Raw genomic sequence first — 20358 nt, forward strand, 5'->3', positions numbered from 1 at the left:
CAGCAGAGGGGGCGCTGTTACCCGTACCGCTGTGTTACTTGGCTTTCGGTCTTACCGCAATCACTTCAATTTCCACTAACATACCTGGTCGCACTAAGCTGGCAATTTGTACCGTTGAGCGCGCAGGTAAATTAGGTTGTTTCGCGGCTTCACCAAAATAGCGGGTATAACCGCGCATAAAACCCTCGAAATCCATTTTGCCTTCTAACGCTGGATCACCGACTAAAAATGCGGTCATTTTCACGATATCAGCAATACCCATACCTTTAGATTCCAGAGAGTCTTTAATACGCTCCATCACGCTGATGGTTTGTGCTTCGGTATCACCCCAGTACGCGGCGCTAAATTTTTCAGCATTCACATCTTTTGGCTCAGGCACCTTGCCGCTTTCATAGACAATACCATCTACTTCTACTGCCGCTGCAATCGGAAAGCTACCGCCGCCATAACGTGTGATCTCTGCGGCTAACGTAGTATTACTTAAACCGAGTAAAAGTGAGGAGATTAACAAAGTCTTTTTCATGGTGTATTCCTTATGAAACATGATTAAAGGTTAACGGTATTCAAACTATTTATGTAACTAATGACATCTAACATATCTTGTTCTGTGGTCAGCAAGGCCACGCTTTGACGCATCAACTGGCCTGAACTATCGTCTTTAGCCGCGCCGCGTTGGCCTTGTTTAAAGCTGATTAACTGTTTATGCAAATACCAATCATTCTGACCAAGCAGTGGCGGTGCTTTTAAACTGGCGTTACCTTCAGCTTGTTGGCCATGACAGGCGGCACAGGCTTGATATAACTGCTTGCCATGCTCTTTGTTGCCGGCCAGCCTTGGCTGGGCTTGTTTTGGCGGTAAGTTTTTAATAAAGCGAATGGCCATTTCGATATCTTGCTCATTCATACTATTGGCAATCATCTGCATTTCTGAGCTGTAACTATCTTGGGGGTGTTTACCGCGCCAGCCATGTTGAAAGCCTTGCAGCTGAGCCCGTAAATACCAATCGGGTAGTACTGATAAGTTCGGGCCGCCAATCACCTCACTGCCTTGGGCATGACCACCGTGGCAGACCAAGCAATAACGGCCATCAGGTTGATTATTGCTGGTTGAGGCCGCAATGCTGACGGCGCTCTGTAAGCCTAAAACAATCAATCCTAACGTTTTAAGTAAGTGTTTCATGCGTTTTTAGCCTCCGTTTCACGACGTTGAATATCATTTAAAGCAAACCATGCTGATTGCACGGCGCCTTCTTGCCAACCTGAGTGATAACTGATCTGATCGCCTATCATGTAGTGACGCCCTGCGGGTGCTTGGATTAATTTAAAGTTGGCATCGCGATCTTCTTCAGGTAAGCCCGCGCTACAGCCAAGCATATGGTTCATGCGGTGCCAGCAGACTCCGACACCGTTTTCAATTTGCTCAGGATAGTTGGGGTGAATGGCTTTACCTTGTTCAATAGCGAGCGCGACACGCTGCTCGTTATTTAATGCCGATAAGGTTTCACCTTGCTCTCTAGAGTAGGTGTAGGCACTGAGTAACACACCTTTCGCTTTAAACACGCCATGACCGGGATACCAGATTTGGGTAATCAGCTGTGTGGTCCAACTGATACCGGCATAAATATTTTCTTGTTCCCAAAAGCGCGTTTTCGCCTGCAGGCCAATTTTCGATAAATAGCCACGTCGAAATTTAGTCAGGACATTTTTATATGCCGCCGGAAAATTATTTTCGATGCCTGGCATCAGCTGAGCGGGGATACAGTTTAAGCAATAATCTGCGGTAGCGGTTTGTTGCTGACCTTGGTGTAAGTAAGTTACTGTCACCTTGGAGGGGTCTTGCTGGATCTTGGTGACCTGAGCATTTAACAGCACAGCATCTTCTAAATGCTGCATAAAGCCACTGACAATTTTGTCCATGCCGCCTACTGGGGTAAACATGGCAGGGGCTTGGTCAACGCTATATTGAAAATGCATAGCTTGGCGCCAGTAACGGCTTTGGATCAGTTCGGTCAAATCGCGTGGTTTTTTCAGTTCACCATGCGTTAAAAAACCACCACTTAAATAGCCCGCGCGATCAGAGCCTTGGTATTGATAATTATCATCTAAATCACCCAATCCTTTAATAAGTTGTAATAATTGCTCTTGTGATAATGGCGCAGCAATCTCAGGCTGGGATAATACGCTTTTGGCGAAGATTTCTTGAATAAAGCCGTGTAAGTCGGTTTCAAATTCTTTGATCCGCACCGGTTTACCGGCAAAAGCATTAACATCATGGGTATAGCAATTGCGGTTGTAATTACAAAACTGCTCTAGCTCAACACCGAGTTCTTGGCAATAATGCATAATACTCGTGTGTTCTGCTGGCAGTCGAGCTGGGCCAGCATTGAAATATAAATGCGGTTCGTTATCAAATTTACAGTAATGCGGATTGCCTAATTCATCAATAAAATCACCATGACGAATAGTAATATTACGCCCTCCCGCTCGGTGCGAGGCTTCTAAGATTTTGACATGGTAACCGGCTTTACGTAACTCATAGGCGGCGGTTAAACCGGCGATACCGGCTCCTAAGATCAGGACTGTTTTTCCGGTTTTTGCGGTGGGTTTAAGTTTTAATGTTTCTGCTTGTACATGTGCCGTACTTAATCCCAGCAAGCCAGCGGCATGCATCACTGCGGTCAAGCCGCCCGCTTTGCCAGCAAGTTGTAAAAATTGGCGACGGTTAAGTGATGGTAACGGTATCTTTGGCATTCGGTGTTAACTCCAGTACTTTTTTACATACTCAAAAGAGCAGCCTGCGCGCTCAGGCGCAGGCTGCTTTGCCTTAAAACGTGGCGGAGAAACGCATATAGTAGTAACCACCTTGCCAGTCGACGACGGTGGCAGAGGAGTAAACACGGCCACAACAGGCATCGTATTCACTCTTTTGTGGGTAGTTATCAAAGATATTGCGTGCGCCAACGGCCATCGTCACGATATCGGTGATGGGATAAGACAGCTCTAAATCGAAAAACCATTCTGGGTCGAACTTTTGAACCGCGTAAATGACACCACCACTGGCATCCGAGTTGTAATAAGAGCCATAGTAATTAGCACGCGCTAAGATAGTGAGGTCGGCTACCGTGTGTTTAGCGGAAAACACGCCTCGCACCCGCGGGGTTCCTCGCTCGTAGTCATATCGATCTTCTGCACTGGTCAGGTATTGGCTGGGATCTGAATCAAATTCAGTTTTGTTGTAGTTAAACGAGCCGGTAAGCGTTGTTAAGCCCCCATCCCATGGCAAGCTGTAGTTACCAACAATGTCCACACCGGTTGTGATCGAGTCAAAAGCGTTTTGGAAGTAGTAAACGCCACCGATATTTCGAGCATCCACTTCTGGTAAGCCCGCGCCTAATAATTTGAGGTAATTGTCATAACCTGACGCCCCGGCAACGGAAGACACATTCATGGTAGAGATGCTGTAGAACAGATCTTGTAACTCGATACGGTAAAAATCGGTGGTTAAGGTAAAGCTGCCGTAATTTGCGGTAACCCCAAGGGTGTAGTTCGTCGATAACTCTGGTTTCAGCTCTTCTGCTCCGAGCGCCTGTGCAATAGCGCTAGAGGCTGGGAATAAGCCCGTAGCGACCGGAAAGCCGTTTGGTAAGCGTGTTGAAACGTTAGTCGTGCCTTGCTGTCCTGGGGTGGGTGCCCGGAAACCGGTGCCAATAGAGCCCCGTACGGCGTAAGTGTCGGTTAAGTCATATTTAAATGCGCCTTTCCAAACTAATTCAGAACCAAAATCTGAATAGTCTTCGAAACGTAAAGCACCTTGTAAAAATAGCGCTTCGGTAACGTGTGAGCTCACATCAACATAAACGCCGTAAGAATCACGGGTATATTTAGATGAGTTCGCTGGCGCGTAACCCGGAAAGCCGTTAGATCCCACACCCACAGTGCGATAAACCGGATCGGCTGAGTTATTACAATCTAAGCCGTTGGCGATGGCATTAGCGAGGTTAACTGCAGAAGCCGCTGTACCGGTCCAGCTTCCGATACCACAGAATCCCCACGGATCGGGCAGCGCATAAGGGCCTTGTGAATATGAGCTTTCATCGGCAGCCGCTACGATTTCGTAGCTTTCGTCCAGATAACTGGCACCAAAGGCGAGCACTAATGGGCTGTCTAAACCGCTGATGGTGAAATCTTTAACAAAGTCGGCTTGCAGTTGAAATTCTTCGTTAATTAAGTCACCCGGTTTGAATGAAGTAGGCGAGGCTGAACCCAATGACGGGTTAATGGTGTTATTCAGGCTGTACTGAATTTCACTATGGCCCATACGTGCCGTAACATCGTAAGAAATGTCATTTGCCAACATGCCTTCTAGGCCGGTGGTGAACGAGTAGTCGTAAACTTCACCGGTAAAACGTGGGGTAAATCCGCCGGGGAACTTTTCTAAAGGTGAGTAAATTGTGCCATCTTCTTCCCTGAGGTTTTCAATAGTACCGTTGCCTGGGTAGCGATAGAAAAATACCCCTGTGGCTTCACTTTTTGAGTAGTTACCAAAGGCATAAATCTTGGTGTCATCATTGATATCATAGCCAGAGTTAAAAAAGATGCGGGTGGCTTCTGATTCAGGTTGGCCCCAAGGTTGAACCACACCTAAACCGGCTTCATTTGCCGCGGCAACGCCAGCTAAAAAAGCGGGGTCGTTTAAATACTGTGCATAACTGGCGTTAGGGTTAAAAACAGGGTTGTCGGTATCTAAACAAAAATAACTTTCACAGTATTGCTCTGAACGACTGGTGGCGTCGGCATTAGCCAGCTCTGCTGATAAGCTAAAAAAGCCTTTATCGCCTAAAGAAAAACCGATGTTGCCGGCAACCGTGATACTTTCACCATCTCCCTCAAAGTATTGGCCATAGTCAACCGACAGACTGCCACCTTCGCTATTGTCTTTTAAACGAAAGTTGATCACACCCGCAATCGCATCTGAACCGTATTGTGCCGCTGCGCCATCGCGCAATACTTCAACACCTTTTAAAGCAGAAACGGGGATCGTTGCGATATCAGGGCCTTGTGTGCCTGAGCCACCGGTTGATACTACGGCAGAGCGATGTCGTCTTTTGCTGTTCACTAGCACTAGCGTTTTATCTGTGGGCAAACCGCGCAGTGATGCGGGTCTAACAAAGGTGCCACCATCAGAGATCGGCTGACGTGACAAAGAATAAGACGGTACCAGTGTTTTTAACACATCGTTGGTATCGGTAAAGGCAACGCCGCTCAGATCCTCTTCTGAAAACACGTCAATAGGTACAGGTGAATCGGCTACCGTCCTTGGTGCACCCCGAACGCCGGTCACAATCAGTTTTTCAATTGGTGCACTTTGCATGGCAACCGCCACCACACTTTCGTCGGCATAAGCGGCATGATTAAAACTGATGGACAAGAAAGTTGCACTGGCCGTAACGGGCAAGGCAATTCGAATGGCACGAGTTATTTTATTAAACATTGTCATGGTAGCACCCCAGATATCATGTTATGGCGTAAGTAAAACGGTGCTGCAGGGCAGCCTTATCTGTCTGGAATGTCTAAAAAAATGTCAGCATCTATTGTTTTTATTGTGTTCGTTTTTGTACTTTTTATCGGAACGAACTGTGCTAACTCATTTCATCCTAACGAATGAATTTTCGCTGCGGAAACATTTAAAATATGGAGGGGGTATAGCATTTTCTTATAGCTCATGCTGGGTAACATTATGGTTTAACTGTGTTTTTTAGGTAACGAATTGTTAATAACCTGCTGAAGGCGATTGCACCAAGATAGCGCTTAATTAGCTGGGCCTGAAATTTGCATATTTAGGGTACAACGCATGATGAGCGGAAAAGTGTATGGCAAAACCAGCCTTATTTGCACACATGCAGTGAACTTGCGAAAGAGAGAAAAGCAGTGAACCTGAAGCAACTTCGCTATTTTATCGTCACTGCCGATTACGGCAGCATTGCCAGTGCCGCTCGCGCGCTTGATGTAGCGCAGCCCGCTGTCAGCCAACAATTAGCTAATTTAGAGCATGAGTTAAAATCCACTTTATTGATGCGCAACTATCGCGGCGTAACGCTAACCGCGAGCGGTCAGGTGTTTTATGACTATGCCACTGAAGTACTACAGCAATTTAATAGCGTGCGCTTACAAATTCATGAATTAGAGCAGAATTTACGTGGTGCTATTGTCATCGGCATGACTCAGGCGGTGTGTAATATCCTTGCCGCGCCGTTACAGCTGGCTTTGCAGCAGCATAATCCTGATATTGAGCTCATTATTAATACGGCACAATCTAGCACGTTACAACGCTGGTTAGAGCAAGGCGAAGTGGATTTAGTTATCAGTTATCCAGCCTTAGATAATCACAAAAGTTGCCGAACGGTGCCGTTGCTTGAAGAGCGGTTCTTTTTGGTGTTCAGTGGCCAAGTTAAAGCGCAGCACCGTTTTTTAGCCCGCAATAAACTGCTACCGTTTCAACGCTTGGCTGAATTTGAAATCTCTGTGCCGAACCAACGTAGTGCATTATGGGAGATATTGCACAGATATGAAGCAGAAACAGGTGTTAAACTTATGTATAAAAATTCGGTTGGCCAACTGATTACCGGCTTGCCACAGATGATTGAACAAGGGCAAGTGTTCATCCTACCTTCACCGGCGTTCTATCAGTTAGTGGGTAAACAGCTGCTGTATGCCTTGCCCATAGCCGATCCTGACGTGACCGCAACCATTGCGCTGCTCAGTTCATTAAATCGGCCTTTCACTCCGATCATGGAGCAAGTGCAGCAATTGATCGTCACCGAAGTAAAAAATTTACACAATAAGGGGCACTGGCAGGGCAACTTGCTATGCTAAAGCCGCATTAAGCGGCAAGTTTTAGTACAAAAATTGTGAATTACGGCGCTTTTGCATCAACGCTTCAATCAGCGGCGTTAATATTAACTCCATCGCTAAGCCCATTTTGCCGCCTGGCACCACTAAGGTGTTAACCCGAGACATAAAAGAGCCATCAATCATTTTCAAATAATAGGGAAAGTCGACATGTTTGATACCGCGAAAGCGGATGACCACGAAGCTTTCATCTAATGATGGGATATCTTTGGCACTAAAGGGGTTAGACGTATCAACCGTCGGCACGCGTTGAAAGTTAATGTGGGTGCGAGAAAACTGCGGAGTAATGTGGTTAAAATAATCTTCCATACTCCGCACGATACTGGCTTGTACTGCTTCGCGGCTGTGCCCACGTTCGGATGTATCGCGAATAATTTTCTGGATCCACTCTAAATTAACGATCGGTACCATGCCGATCAGCAAATCGACATGCTGGGCGACATTCTGTTGTTCGGTGACGGCACCACCATGCAGCCCTTCGTAAAATAACAGATCGGTATTCGCGCGTAACTCTTGCCACGGCGTAAAAGTGCCTGGCAGTTGGTTATAGGGCACCGCCTCATCGAAGGTATGTAAATAGTGGCGAATTCGTCCGGTACCGGTTTCAGCATAGCTAGCGAAAAAGCTCTCTAAAGCCGCAAAATCGTTGGCTTCTGGGCCAAAATAGCTAATGTGTCGGCCATCTTCACGTGCTTTACGTACCGCTAAATCCATTTCAGGTCGGCTAAAACGATGAAAGCAATCACCTTCAACAAAGGCCGCATCGATACCCAGTGTCCGGAAAATATGTTTAAAGGCATTGGTCGTAGTCGACGTGCCTGCACCCGACGAACCGGTAACCGCAATAATAGGATTTTTGTGCGACATAGTGTCACCCTGTAACTTAAATTAGCCTCACCTTATCGGATTTGGCCCTAGCGGCGCAACTATTATCCATTCAGGTTTGTGTCGCATGACCGTTTAAACTTTTGGGCTTTGCTGCGGTTAAGCTAGGCAAAGGCAGCGTACCGCTCGGGCAAGCGACTGGGTTATGTTAAGTGCCGCAAATAAGCAACGGCGCGAGATTTAACTGATCCGAAATGAGCTGAACGAGTACAAAGCCACAGTAGGTTTAATACGATATTTTTGGAGAATGCCATGGCAGATATGCTGCTAACCTTATTAATTGTTGCGGTGATGCCTTATTTAGCCAAGGCGCCTTTGGTGTGGGCAATGCAACAAGCCGGGGGCTATGACAATCATTATCCTCGGCGGCAACAAGCATTATTAAAAGACTTTGGGGAACGTTGCACTGCGGCGCATTACAACAGTTTTGAAGCCTTAGGGTTATATATTGCGGCGATGGTATTTGTGGTTGCCGCGGGGAACGTCACAAGCTCAATGCTCATCGCTGCCTGGTTGTTTGTGGTTTGTCGGCTGGGCTATTTATTATGCTACTGGTTAAATTGGGCGGCCGCGCGCAGTTTAATTTGGCTTGGCTCGATAGCGGCAGCCATCAGCTTAATGCTGATGGCGTTAGCCGAATTACCTTAAAAGCGGAAGGTAGCAATAATCGGATCGTGGTCAGAAGAGCGATAGGGTGTTGGCGCATATAATTGTTGCTGCTGCGCCGCTGATTTAAAGCGTAAGCTGTAATCCAATAACACCGGTTCATCCGCATTAATGGGCCAGTGCTGAAAATGGCTCAGCTGTTGTGCCAAGGCTGGGCTAGCTAACATGTGATCTAAGGATCCGGCTCGGCCTCTGAATACAAATGAGTAGGAGGCGTGTTTATTCTCATCTAAATATTGCCAGCCTTGCTGTTCTAAATAGGTAATCGGATCTTCAAAACGATAGGCATTTAAATCACCTAGCACCACTTGATAGGGTGTGGCCATGCCAGTGGGCGTGGTCGTTAACCATTGCTGTAGCGCGGTCACGGCTTCTACTCGAGCCGCATTCCAACACGCTTGTCCATCAGCTTGATCTTTTTGCAGTGCATAATCACTGGCATTGGCGCGAGGACAACTGCCTTTCGATTTTAAATGTCCCAAGGCTAACGTGACTTGCTGGTTTGAGGCGATATGCCGAAAACTTTGCGCTAGCGGTGGCCGATGTAAACGGGTAAATGGCGCTGCGGTATTAACTGCGGTTTGTCCAATGGCTTCAATACGCTCTGAGCGGTAAAACATACCCACTTTGATGGCATCTGAGCCGGGTGCAACTGCCGTGGTGATCATCTGGTAAGGTGAGGCACTGCGCGCATTAACAGCGGCTAATAACGTCGCAATAGCGCTGCCCTCGTCGTAGCCGTTATTTTCTAGCTCAAGCAGGCCAATAATATCAGCATCTAGCGCGACTAATGCTTCAACCAGTTTGGCTTGTTGTCTGGCTAACTCAGCGGGTGAACGAGCTCCTCGGCGTGTTGGGAAAGGCTTATCTTGGCCATGGCCGGTAAAGAAATTCAGCACATTATAACTGGCAATTCGCAGTTCGTTCTGTTGCACCGGCGTCGGTGCAGCAGGCCGCGGATTAGCACTGACAAACTGCGCTTGTGACGTGGGCAAAATGCGATAGCCGCGCTCATCTTGATGTACTATACCGGCAACATTTAATACCTGATCGCCAATACGCAAAGTGCTGTTGGCGCTTAAGCCGGTATTAGGATACGGCAGAGGGTCGGGGTTTTGTTGCCAATGGCCATCATCTAACCAGATTTCTTGGCGGTATTGTTGCTCTGCCAGTTTTGCGGCCGCCTCACCCGGAGTGACCACTTGCGTCGGCACCATTAAACGTTCATTCGCCAGTAAAATTTCGCCATAACGACCTAAAGGATAGGTATCGGCGACTAACAGCGGTTGGCTAAATGCCACCCACATCCCTTCATAAGCTTCCCAACTTTGCTCTGCTGCCAGCGGTAAGCTCAAGGCTAAAGGCTGTGTGCTGCTCTGGCCGCAGGTGTTAAGCACGGTAGCATCCACTAGGCTGGTCTGCTGTTCAATTTCAGCGACTGTGCCTTGTACCGTTAAGATCTGCCCGACTTGATAATTTGCCGCATCCGCGAGGCTGAGTAAAATCCCTTCAGCGGTAAGTGGATCATTATCAGGCTCGACACTTTGTAACATGAGCCCTGGCATAGGCCCATCGAGGTAGACGGGGGCTAATACCACACCTTGCAGTGTAACGTGTTGTCCAAGCAGTGGGCTGATTTCTGCCGTGCCTTGAACTTGCGCAATGCTATGAGTGGTTTCACCACAAGCGGTGAGCGGTTGCTGACATGCTGCTAGACATAAACTGATAAAACCGAGTGCAATAATTCGCATAATCTATCCTATGAAAGCCGATAAAAAAGGTGCCGAAGCACCTTTTAACACCCTTTAATTCGGGCAAAGCTAATTAGCCTACTGGCTAATAAAAGCGTTAAGCTTGTTGCTCACGCGCAATCGCGCGATAGCCAATATCATGGCGATAATACACATTATCCCAATGAATTTTTGTCACAAGCTGATAAGCCGCTTGTTGTGCCTCGGTAACGCTGTTACCCAATGCGGTGGCACATAACACGCGGCCACCATTCGTCACGACATCGTTGCCAACCAGTTCGGTACCGGCATGAAACACTTTACCCGCAAGGGCTGCGGCATCGTCTAAACCATGGATCACGGTGCCTTTAGCATAGGCATCAGGGTAACCCCCAGCAGCCATCACCACACCTACTGCCGCTTTAGGGCTAAATTGAATGTCGGTTTGGGCTAATTGACCTTGCACCGCACTTTGACATAAAGCCACTAAATCTGACTCTAAGCGCAGCATAATCGGTTGTGTTTCTGGATCACCAAAGCGGCAGTTAAACTCTAGCACTTTAGCCGAGCCATCCGGTGCAATCATTAAACCTGCATATAAAAAGCCGGTAAATACATTACCTTCAGCGGCCATACCTTTAACGGTAGGCGCAATCACCTGCTGCATAACCCAATCATGCACCGCAGGGGTGACTACGGGAGCAGGAGAATAGGCACCCATACCACCCGTATTTGGGCCTTTATCGCCGTTATCACGCGCTTTATGATCCTGCGAAGAGGCAAAAGCCAAGGCATGGCTGCCATCCACCATCACAATAAACGAGGCTTCTTCACCGGTCAGGAATTCTTCAATGACCACGCGACTGCCAGCATCACCAAATTTATTACCCGCCAGCATATCGTCGATAGCAGCAAAAGCCTCTGCCTCGGTTTGCGCGATAATGACACCTTTACCTGCGGCTAAGCCGTCGGCTTTGATCACTATCGGCGTGCCGAGGCTTTTTACATAGGCTTTTGCCGGCGCAATTTCAGTAAAGTTTTGGTAAGCGGCGGTAGGGATGTTGTGCCGTGCCAAAAAGTCTTTGGCAAAAGCTTTTGAGCTTTCTAATTGTGCCGCAGCTTGAGTTGGGCCAAAAATGGCTAAACCTGCTGCACGAAAGCGATCGACTACGCCTTTGGCTAAAGGCGCTTCAGGGCCAACAATCGTCAGATCAATCTGTTGTTGTTGGGCAAAAGCCAGTAAACCTGCCACATCATCGGCAGCAATAGCGACATTTTGCAACGCCGCTTCGCGAGCGGTGCCCGCGTTGCCTGGTGCGACAAATACTTCGGTTGCCAGTGGAGATTGTGCTGCTTTCCACGCTAGGGCGTGTTCACGACCACCGCCGCCAATTACCAATACTTTCATCAGTTTGTCCGTTTGCTCAGTTAGTTAAGGGGTTTGCGGAATTTTAACGTCATGCGATCGCTTTCGCCGATAGCTTGATATTTTGCTCTATCTTGTTCACCTAAACGTAAAGTGGGTGGCAAAGTCCACACACCAGAAGGGTGGTTGGCAGTATCTTTGGCGTTGGCATTGATTTCGCTGCTGCCTTCAAATACAAAACCCGCTTGCTCGGCCAAACGCACCGCCATGCTTTGTGGCATGTAACCGCTGCGTGTCCATTCGGTGTTTAATTGGCTTTCAGGTAAGCGGTGTTCAACCACACCTAATACGCCACCAGGTTTGAGTGCAGTAAAAAATTGCTTATAGGCTGCAACCAGTGCGTCTTCACCACCGCCAATATACCAATTGTGTAAATTACGGAAGGTTAATACCACATCGGCTGAGTTAGCAGGAGCAATGGTAACACCGCCAGCAGCGGAAAACTCGGTGACCTGAACTTTACTGTATTGTGGTTGGCTCGCCATTTTTTCGATAAAGGCTGTGCGGCTACGCTGACCATATTCTGACGAGTTGGCTGGAAAATGTGCCGCATAGTACATGCCTTTTTCAGCAACGAGTGGCGCGATAATTTCCGTGTACCAACCGCCGCCGGGAGAGATTTCAACAACGGTGCTTTGTGGCGTAACGTCAAAAAAGGCCAAGGTAGCGACCGGATTGCGGTATTGATCACGCTGTATATATTCAGGTGTACGTAGCGGATTTTTTACGGCGGTTTCTAAAGCTTCATTTGCGGCAAGTGGCAAGCTGCATAATAAAGCAGTCAGGCTTAATATTTTGCTGAAACGTAACATAATGGTGAGCTCCTTTTAGGGGTGGCTGTAGTTTAGCAAAGCAACTGCAGAATTGCAGCGTCTTTCGTTGCCCAATAAATAGGCACTTTTGTTTTTTTAGGTGGCTAGACTGCTAATTTTCAAGCTACAATCTGCCGTGGCTATGCTAGAATAGCCACCTTTTTTAGTGTGGGTTGCATTATGTTAGATCAGATTAAAGTGGTATTGGTGGGCACGACACATACGGGTAACATGGGTTCGGTTGCTCGAGCTATGAAAACGATGGGTTTGTCACAGCTTTGTCTGGTTGCACCGAAAACCGCCCCTGACGGCCAAGCCTATGCCTTAGCTGCGGGCGCCAGTGAAATTTTAGCTAACGCGCAAACGTTTGAATCTTTAGCCGAAGCCGTGGCCGATTGCAGTTTAGTGGTCGGCAGTAGTGCGCGTTCTCGCACCTTAAGTTGGCCCATGTTATCACCGCGTGAATGTGGCTTAAAAGCGGTAGCAGAAGCTACGGCAGCGCCGGTGGCGTTAGTGTTTGGCCGAGAAAGCAGCGGCTTAAGTAATGAAGAGCTGCAACTGTGTCAGTACCATGTGTGTATTGATGCCAATCCAGAGTACAGCTCGCTTAACTTGGCGATGGCCGTACAGATTATTTGTTACGAAGTGCGAATGGCGCATTTAGCGGCCAAGCCGGTACCTGAGGTCGCGGATGATGAAAAATACCCAAGCTCAGCGCAGATGGAAAACTTTTATCAACACCTAGAAACCGCCTTGCAGCACACGGGCTTTATTATTAAGCAGCATCCGGGTGTGGTGATGACAAAACTGAAGCGCTTGTTTACCCGCGCTCGACCTGAAGAGGCGGAATACAACATTTTACGCGGCATTTTAACCTCGATGCAGCGTCTTGAAAAAATTGATCACACGAGTCACAAGGAATAATAGGCATGTTCTCCGGCATCAAAGAAGATATCCGAAGTGTATTTGAGCGCGATCCGGCAGCACGCAGTGCCTTTGAAGTTCTCACAACTTACCCTGGCCTACATGCCATTTGGTTACATCGCTTAAGTCATCGTTTATGGCGTGCACAGTGGCGTTGGTTAGCACGTTGGCTCAGCACCCTCGGCCGCTGGCTAACGGGGGTGGAAATTCACCCCGGCGCTAAAATTGGCAGACGGTTTTTTATCGATCATGGTATGGGCGTGGTCATAGGTGAAACGGCTGAAATTGGCGATGATTGTACGCTGTACCATGGCGTGACCTTGGGCGGTACGAGCTGGAATCCGGGTAAACGGCATCCTACTTTAGGAAATGGCGTGGTCATTGGTGCCGGTGCCAAAGTACTCGGGCCGTTAATGGTGGGCGACAATGCCCGTATCGGTTCCAACGCGGTCGTGGTTAAAGATGTGCCGAAGGCAGCAACGGTTATCGGTATTCCAGGGCGCGTTGTATCTAAGCCCGATGCCGATGTATCCAAACAGCGACAACATTTAGCCAAGAAATATGGCTTTGATGCCTACGCGGTAGCGGCAGATAACCCGGATCCGGTTGCCAATGCGATTGGCAGTTTGTTGGATCATATCCAAGTGCTCGACAATAAGGTCGCTGAACTCTGTCACAGTGTTAATGCGCTGGGGGGCAATGTGTGTGAAGAAGTGCCCACGGTCAATATTGAAGAAAGTGATTTTCGGGAAGCAGAGCAACGCGCTGCCGAGCAGCGCTGTAAAGATGAAGAAGTGTTTGATCCGCGGGTCTAACGGCTAAACGCGAATACCGATAAGTTTAGGCTTTAGCATGACGCGGTTTGCTCAGCTTAATACGCCTTGAATCATCCCTGAGGCGCGATGATGAACTGCATTGCCGCAGTTCACCCTTAGCCTGTAAAGGTTGATTTAGAGCAAACAAGCCATGCTGAAAGGCGGGTGTTCGGTTAATACCTGACTAAAACACTAGGGTTAATACTTGACTAAAATAGTCAGGAATGTAAAATGGACCCCATTCTGAAATGGGAGCCAATTATGCGATTAACTTCAAAAGGCCGTTATGCCGTGACTGCAATGTTAGACGTTGCTTTACACGCAGTACAGGGACCTGTACCTCTTGCAGATATATCAGAGCGACAAGGGATCTCACTTTCTTATCTTGAACAATTATTCGCTCGTTTACGCAAGCACGGGCTAGTAAGCAGTGTACGTGGCCCCGGCGGCGGTTACCAATTGGGTATGGCAGCAGCGGCAATCTCTATCTCTGCCGTGATCGCTGCGGTAGATGAGTCCGTAGATGCCACACGCTGCCAAGGCAAATCAGATTGCCACGGCGGAACTCGCTGCTTAACCCATACGCTGTGGAGTAATTTAAGCCACCGTATAGAAGACTTTCTGACCAATATTTCGTTAGAAGAACTGGTCAATCAACAAGAAGTGCGGCAAACCGCTCAGCAACAAAGCCGTAAGTTAAAGAATCCTGCCACTGATATCGACGTCAGTTGTCAGCTGTAAGCGCAACGGAGCAAACCATGAAGCTACCAATATATTTAGACTATGCTGCAACAACCCCGGTTGACCCGCGGGTTGCAGAAAAGATGATGCAATTTTTGACAATGGATGGCCAGTTTGGTAACCCAGCGTCACGCTCGCATCGTTTTGGCTGGCAAGCTGAAGAGGCGGTAGAAATTGCACGCAGTCAGATCGCCGACTTAGTCAATGCTGATCCACGTGAGATCGTGTTTACCTCTGGTGCCACTGAATCAAATAATCTAGCCATTAAAGGTGCGGCCGAGTTTTACCATAAAAAAGGTAAACACCTGATCACGGTCAAAACAGAACACAAAGCGGTATTAGATACTATGCGCCAATTGGAGCGCGATGGCTTTGAAGTGACCTATCTAGATGTTGAAGCTAACGGTTTAGTCGATTTAGCGAAGCTAGAACAAGCCATCCGCCCTGACACCACACTCATCAGCATTATGTTTGTCAACAACGAAATTGGTGTGGTGCAAGATATTGCGGCTATCGGTGAATTATGTCGCAGTAAAGGCATTATTTTCCATGTTGACGCGGCGCAAGCAACCGGCAAAGTAGCGATCGATTTACAAACCTTAAAAGTCGATTTAATGGCCTTCTCTGGTCATAAAACTTACGGCCCGAAAGGCATTGGTGCTTTGTATGTGCGGCGCAAACCACGCATTCGTTTAGAAGCACAAACGCACGGTGGTGGTCATGAGCGTGGTATGCGTTCTGGTACTTTAGCCACGCACCAAATCGTCGCGATGGGCGAGTCTTTCCGCATTGCTAAAGAAGAAATGGCTTCTGAAAATATCCGGATCACCGCGTTACGTGATCGCTTATGGAATGGCATTAAAGATATTGAACAAGTTTTCTTAAATGGCGATGCGGAACATCGTGTGCCAGGGATCACTAACATCAGCTTTAACTATGTTGAAGGTGAGTCTTTAATCATGGCATTAAAAGACATTGCGGTATCGTCAGGTTCTGCCTGTACGTCGGCCAGTTTAGAGCCATCTTATGTGCTGCGTGCACTGGGCTTAACTGACGAACTGGCGCACAGTTCAATTCGTTTTAGTATCGGCCGTTTCACTACGGAAGAGCAAGTTGACCACACTATTAAGATCGTGCATGCCGCTATCGATAAATTACGTGAAATGTCGCCGTTATGGGATATGTATAAAGACGGTATCGATTTAAACACTGTGGCCTGGGTGGCGCACTAAACACTAGGCGCTATCGCCACAACAGAGGGTATTAACATGGCTTACAGCAATAAAGTTATTGATCACTACGAAAATCCACGCAACGTTGGCGCTTTTGCTAAAGATGATCCAACCGTTGCCACCGGCATGGTGGGTGCGCCGGCTTGTGGTGACGTAATGAAACTACAAATCAAAGTCAATGAGCAAGGCATCATCGAAGATGCGAAGTTCAAAACGTATGGTTGTGGTAGTGCTATCGCTTCAAGCTCACTGGTTACTGAGTGGGTAAAAGGTAAAACCTTAGACGAAGCACAGCTAATTAAAAACACCGATATTGCGCAGGAACTCGCTTTACCACCGGTAAAAATTCACTGCTCAATTTTAGCTGAAGATGCTATTAAAGCCGCTATCGCAGATTACAAACAAAAGCACGGAGGCTAATGCCCGATGGCGATTTCAATGACAGCAGCGGCGGCCGAGCGGGTCAGTAGTTATCTGCATAATCGCGGTAAAGGTGTTGGCCTGCGCGTAGGGATAAAAACCACCGGCTGTTCTGGATTGGCATATGTACTGGAATTTGTTGATGAGTTGAACGACGATGATCAGGTGTTTGAAGATCATGGTTTAAAACTTATTGTGGATGGCAAAAGCTTGGTATATATCGACGGCACGCAGCTTGATTTTGTTAAAGAAGGCCTGAATGAAGGTTTTCAATTTAACAATCCGAACGTCAACGGCGAATGCGGTTGTGGCGAAAGCTTTACAGTGTAATGCAGACCCTGAGGTAGCATGAATTACTTTCGGTTGTTTGATTTACCTGAGACATTTGAACTGGATCTAACCGAATTAGGTTCGCGTTATTTGTCGTTGCAAAAGCGTTTTCACCCCGATAATTTTGCGGCCGGCTCTGAGCGTGATCGCTTGATGTCGGTGCAGCAAACGGCCAACATTAACGATGCTTATCACAGCTTAAAGCAGCCTTTGCTGCGGGCTGAGCATATGTTAGCGTTACGTGGTTTGAAAATTAGCAATGAACAGCGCAGTTTTACCGACCCGCTGTTTTTAATGCAGCAAATGGAATTGCGCGAGCAACTAGCAGAATTACAAGACGAGGCCGATCCAGAAGCGGCCTTGTTTGCTATTGAGCAACAGATCCAGCAGCAACGCAAACAGCTGTTAAAGGCGTTAAGCGAAGCCCTCGTTGAGCAGAGCGCTGAACAAGATCAGCTCGCCGCCGAGTTGGTACGTAAATTAAAATTCTTTTATAAACTGCAGCAAGAGCTGGAGTTAATCGAACAGCAACTACAAGACTAATTTCACTATGGCTTTACTACAAATTGCAGAGCCGGGCCAAAGTGCGGCCCCGCATAAACATCGGTTGGCCGCAGGCATTGATCTGGGCACCACTAATTCCTTAGTTGCAACAGTACGCAGTGGTGAAGCAAAAACTTTGCTGAACCAAGCGGGCGAAGCGATGGTTCCTTCCGTGGTTCGTTACACTAAAGACGGTGTGCAAGTCGGTAGTGCTGCCGAAGCCGCTGCCGTTAGCGATGCTGAAAATACGATTGTTTCGGTTAAGCGTTTAATGGGCAAGGGCTATCAAGAAACCGTGGCTTTAGCCAATGCGCTACCTTACCGCTTAGTGGAGCAAACCGGCTTAGTCGCTATCGAAACGGTACAGGGTATCAAAAACCCGGTAGAGATCTCTGCTGAAATTCTGGCTACTTTAGCGAATACCGCCAGTGAAACACTTGGTGGCGAACTGAATGGCGTAGTCATTACCGTACCGGCTTATTTTGATGATGCTCAGCGCCAGGCAACCAAAGATGCCGCTAAGTTAGCCGGTTTAACCGTGCTGCGCTTATTAAATGAGCCAACAGCGGCAGCCTTAGCTTATGGCCTCGACAGTGGCCAAGAGGGCGTCATTGCCGTTTACGATTTAGGCGGCGGTACCTTTGATATCTCCATCTTACGTTTGCGTCGCGGCGTGTTTGAAGTACTGGCGACCGGAGGGGACTCAGCACTCGGTGGTGACGATTTTGATCAAGCCATTGTTAACGAATTAAAAGAACGTAGCGGCCAAACTGATTTATCCTTTAGTGCGCAGCGCCAATATCAGCAGCAAGCTCGGGCCTTGAAAGAAGCATTAACCGATAAGGCTCGTTGCGATTATCATTTTACTGCCGATCAACAAGAGGTGAAGGGAACTTTAACCCGTACTGAGTTAGATCAGTTAATCCTGACGTTGGTGAAAAAAACCATCCGGGCTTGCCGTCAAACCCTTCGCGATGCTGACTTGACCACCGATGAAGTGTTAAAAGTGGTCATGGTTGGTGGGTCTACCCGAGTCCCCCTTGTCAGGCAGCAAGTGGCAGAGTTTTTTAATACCGAGCCATTAACCAGTATCGACCCTGATAAAGTGGTGGCCTTAGGCGCGGCTATTCAAGCCAATGTGCTGGTGGGTAATAAAGCAGACAATGAAACCTTGTTGCTTGATGTGATCCCACTGTCGTTAGGCATTGAGACCATGGGCGGGTTAACCGAAAAAATTATTCCACGCAATACGGTGATCCCGGTGTCGCGTGCCCAAGAGTTTACCACCTTCAAAGATGGTCAAACGGCGATGGCGATTCATGTCGTGCAAGGTGAGCGCGAATTAGTCGAAGATTGCCGTTCTTTAGCACGCTTTGAATTACGCGGTATTCCTCCGATGCCTGCCGGTGGCGCTCATATTCGCGTAACCTTTCAGGTTGATGCCGATGGTTTACTCAATGTTAGTGCCGAAGAAAAATCGACCGGTGTGCAAGCCAGTATTCAAGTGAAGCCGTCTTATGGTTTAAGTGATGATCAAATTGCTAGTATGATCAGTGGCTCGATGCAGCACGCCAGACAAGATATGCAGCAGCGCTTGTTGCGTGAACAGCAAGTTGAAGCAGAACGAGTCATTGAAGCCGTTAGTGTAGCGTTAGCCTCTGATGCGGCGTTACTTGATGAGCAGAAGCAAGCCGACATTAAGCAAGCGTTAGCCACCTTAAGTGAGTTACGTCAGCAACAAGATACCGCGGCCATTAAAGCTGCCATAGAACATACCAACCAGTTAACAGATGAATTTGCAGCTCTTCGCATGGATAAATCTATTCGTTTAGCGCTGCAAGGTCATAAGGTAGATGAGGTCTAAGTTATGCCACAAATCGTATTTTTACCCCATGCCGAATTATGCCCTGAAGGCGCGGCTCTCGACGCTAAAAGTGGCGAAACGGTATTAGATGTTGCACTGCGCAACGGTATTGCCATTGAACATGCTTGTGAAAAGTCTTGTGCCTGTACTACCTGCCATATTGTGGTACGTGAAGGTTTTTACTCGTTAAACGAAAGTGACGAGTTAGAAGAAGACATGCTGGACAAGGCTTGGGGTCTAGAGCCGGAATCTCGCTTAGGTTGTCAGGCGCGAATTGCCAATGACGACTTAGTGGTTGAGATCCCGAAATATACCCTGAATATGGTCAGCGAAGGGCATTAAGCCCCGCTAGCGCTCTGCGCTGCCTAGTCGCAGCACAGAGCGCAGTAAGTGTGTTACCTCCCTAGGCAATCTTTTCTTCAAGCTAGGTTTTTTATAACTTTTAGCGTATAATTTGCCGCCCAAATTTTTTAACCCTTTATTAGATTAATAGGAGCCAGACATGGCCTTAGAACGTACTTTCTCTATCGTAAAACCTGATGCCGTAGCCAAGAACCACATCGGTGCTATCTACAGCCGTTTCGAATCTGCAGGTTTACGCATTGTTGCTGCCAAGATGTTACACTTAAGCCAAGAACAGGCTGAAGGTTTCTACGCTGAGCACAAAGAGCGTCCATTCTTCAATGCATTAGTTTCTTTCATGACCTCTGGCCCAGTAATGGTTCAAGTGTTAGAAGGTGAAGATGCCGTTCGTAAAAACCGTGAAATCATGGGTGCTACTAACCCGAAAGATGCTTTCGCGGGTACTTTACGTGCAGATTTCGCTGCTAGCATTGACGAGAACGCGGTACACGGTTCTGACGCTGCGGCTTCTGCTGCGCGTGAAATCGCTTACTTTTTCACTGAAGCTGAGTTGTGCAGCCGCACACGTTAATTTTCAGCGTTAAGTGAATAAACAAAGGGGGCGCGAGCCCCTTTTGTGCATTAATGCCCTCACTGCGGTGAGCATGACGACAATAGCGTAAGTTATTGTTCTGAATAGATAGTTATATTGGTTAGCAG

General features: G+C 47.8%; 20 protein-coding genes. 12 read left to right on the top strand and 8 right to left on the bottom strand.

Features of this window, described 5'->3' with window-relative positions:
• Positions 1 to 34: 34 nt before the first annotated feature.
• The 4 genes from LMJ53_RS12620 to LMJ53_RS12635 form a co-directional block, all read right to left on the bottom strand.
• On the bottom strand, positions 35 to 523 hold the full coding sequence (locus LMJ53_RS12620; RefSeq protein ID WP_229586516.1) for a RidA family protein: 489 nt from the start codon (positions 521 to 523) through the stop codon (positions 35 to 37).
• A 23-nt stretch (positions 524 to 546) separates the two neighbouring features.
• Positions 547 to 1179, bottom strand: coding sequence for a c-type cytochrome (locus LMJ53_RS12625; RefSeq protein WP_229586518.1), 633 nt, complete (start codon positions 1177 to 1179; stop codon positions 547 to 549).
• Positions 1176 to 2750: a flavin monoamine oxidase family protein gene (locus LMJ53_RS12630; protein ID WP_229586520.1), complete on the bottom strand. Its 1575-nt coding sequence runs from the start codon at positions 2748 to 2750 to the stop codon at positions 1176 to 1178. The genes LMJ53_RS12625 and LMJ53_RS12630 overlap by 4 nt, the downstream gene beginning before the upstream one ends.
• A 73-nt stretch (positions 2751 to 2823) precedes the next feature.
• A complete protein-coding gene (locus LMJ53_RS12635; protein WP_229586521.1) occupies positions 2824 to 5496 on the bottom strand; it encodes a TonB-dependent receptor plug domain-containing protein in 2673 nt (890 codons plus the stop codon).
• 431 nt (positions 5497 to 5927) lie between these two features.
• Here LMJ53_RS12635 and LMJ53_RS12640 point away from each other — a divergent pair, with 431 nt between their 5' ends.
• A complete protein-coding gene (locus LMJ53_RS12640) occupies positions 5928 to 6872 on the top strand; it encodes a LysR family transcriptional regulator (RefSeq protein WP_229586522.1) in 945 nt (314 codons plus the stop codon).
• Positions 6873 to 6893: 21 nt separating this feature from the next.
• On the opposite strand, the gene LMJ53_RS12645 is transcribed toward LMJ53_RS12640, so the two are convergent.
• Positions 6894 to 7775 (bottom strand): phosphoribulokinase, encoded by an 882-nt coding sequence (locus tag LMJ53_RS12645; RefSeq protein WP_229586524.1) that lies wholly within the window; start codon positions 7773 to 7775, stop codon positions 6894 to 6896.
• Positions 7776 to 8045: 270 nt separating this feature from the next.
• Here LMJ53_RS12645 and LMJ53_RS12650 point away from each other — a divergent pair, with 270 nt between their 5' ends.
• Positions 8046 to 8441 carry an MAPEG family protein gene (locus LMJ53_RS12650; RefSeq protein WP_229586526.1) on the top strand — a complete coding sequence of 132 codons (396 nt, stop codon included), beginning with the start codon at positions 8046 to 8048 and terminating at the stop codon, positions 8439 to 8441.
• Here LMJ53_RS12650 and LMJ53_RS12655 read toward each other — a convergent pair.
• The 3 genes from LMJ53_RS12655 to LMJ53_RS12665 all read right to left on the bottom strand — a co-directional run bounded on the left by LMJ53_RS12655 (position 8438) and on the right by LMJ53_RS12665 (position 12427).
• Positions 8438 to 10210 (bottom strand): ExeM/NucH family extracellular endonuclease, encoded by a 1773-nt coding sequence (locus LMJ53_RS12655; protein ID WP_229586528.1) that lies wholly within the window; start codon positions 10208 to 10210, stop codon positions 8438 to 8440. The two genes, LMJ53_RS12650 and LMJ53_RS12655, sit on opposite strands and share 4 nt — an antisense overlap.
• Positions 10211 to 10307: 97 nt before the next feature.
• Entirely contained in the window at positions 10308 to 11597 is a 1290-nt protein-coding gene (purD, locus tag LMJ53_RS12660; protein WP_229586530.1) for a phosphoribosylamine--glycine ligase, read from the bottom strand.
• 20 nt (positions 11598 to 11617) lie between these two features.
• Positions 11618 to 12427 (bottom strand): class I SAM-dependent methyltransferase, encoded by an 810-nt coding sequence (locus LMJ53_RS12665; RefSeq protein WP_229586532.1) that lies wholly within the window; start codon positions 12425 to 12427, stop codon positions 11618 to 11620.
• A 180-nt stretch (positions 12428 to 12607) separates the two neighbouring features.
• Between LMJ53_RS12665 and trmJ the strand changes: the two genes are divergently transcribed.
• From trmJ to ndk, 10 genes are all read left to right on the top strand, one after another.
• Positions 12608 to 13351 (top strand): tRNA (cytosine(32)/uridine(32)-2'-O)-methyltransferase TrmJ, encoded by a 744-nt coding sequence (trmJ, locus tag LMJ53_RS12670; protein WP_229586533.1) that lies wholly within the window; start codon positions 12608 to 12610, stop codon positions 13349 to 13351.
• A 5-nt stretch (positions 13352 to 13356) separates the two neighbouring features.
• A complete protein-coding gene (gene cysE / locus LMJ53_RS12675; protein WP_229586535.1) occupies positions 13357 to 14166 on the top strand; it encodes a serine O-acetyltransferase in 810 nt (269 codons plus the stop codon).
• A gap of 261 nt (positions 14167 to 14427) precedes the next feature.
• A complete protein-coding gene (iscR, locus tag LMJ53_RS12680) occupies positions 14428 to 14907 on the top strand; it encodes a Fe-S cluster assembly transcriptional regulator IscR (protein WP_226751086.1) in 480 nt (159 codons plus the stop codon).
• A gap of 17 nt (positions 14908 to 14924) precedes the next feature.
• A complete protein-coding gene (locus tag LMJ53_RS12685) occupies positions 14925 to 16139 on the top strand; it encodes an IscS subfamily cysteine desulfurase (RefSeq protein WP_229586537.1) in 1215 nt (404 codons plus the stop codon).
• 36 nt (positions 16140 to 16175) lie between these two features.
• Entirely contained in the window at positions 16176 to 16559 is a 384-nt protein-coding gene (gene iscU / locus LMJ53_RS12690) for a Fe-S cluster assembly scaffold IscU (RefSeq protein WP_226751088.1), read from the top strand.
• A 6-nt stretch (positions 16560 to 16565) separates the two neighbouring features.
• On the top strand, positions 16566 to 16889 hold the full coding sequence (gene iscA / locus LMJ53_RS12695; protein WP_229586539.1) for an iron-sulfur cluster assembly protein IscA: 324 nt from the start codon (positions 16566 to 16568) through the stop codon (positions 16887 to 16889).
• An 18-nt stretch (positions 16890 to 16907) separates the two neighbouring features.
• Positions 16908 to 17432 carry a co-chaperone HscB gene (gene hscB / locus LMJ53_RS12700; RefSeq protein WP_229586541.1) on the top strand — a complete coding sequence of 175 codons (525 nt, stop codon included), beginning with the start codon at positions 16908 to 16910 and terminating at the stop codon, positions 17430 to 17432.
• Positions 17433 to 17439: 7 nt separating this feature from the next.
• The gene (hscA, locus tag LMJ53_RS12705; protein ID WP_229586552.1) at positions 17440 to 19296 is read left to right on the top strand and encodes a Fe-S protein assembly chaperone HscA; all 1857 of its coding nucleotides are present in this window, start codon (positions 17440 to 17442) and stop codon (positions 19294 to 19296) included.
• A 3-nt stretch (positions 19297 to 19299) separates the two neighbouring features.
• Positions 19300 to 19638, top strand: a complete 339-nt coding sequence (gene fdx, locus LMJ53_RS12710; RefSeq protein WP_226751092.1) for an ISC system 2Fe-2S type ferredoxin — start codon at positions 19300 to 19302, stop codon at positions 19636 to 19638.
• Positions 19639 to 19798: 160 nt separating this feature from the next.
• A complete protein-coding gene (ndk, locus tag LMJ53_RS12715; RefSeq protein WP_226751093.1) occupies positions 19799 to 20230 on the top strand; it encodes a nucleoside-diphosphate kinase in 432 nt (143 codons plus the stop codon).
• Positions 20231 to 20358 lie beyond the last annotated feature (128 nt).

The sequence above is a fragment of the Rheinheimera sp. UJ51 genome (genome assembly GCF_020819615.1).
Lineage (GTDB): Bacteria > Pseudomonadota > Gammaproteobacteria > Enterobacterales > Alteromonadaceae > Alishewanella > Alishewanella maricola.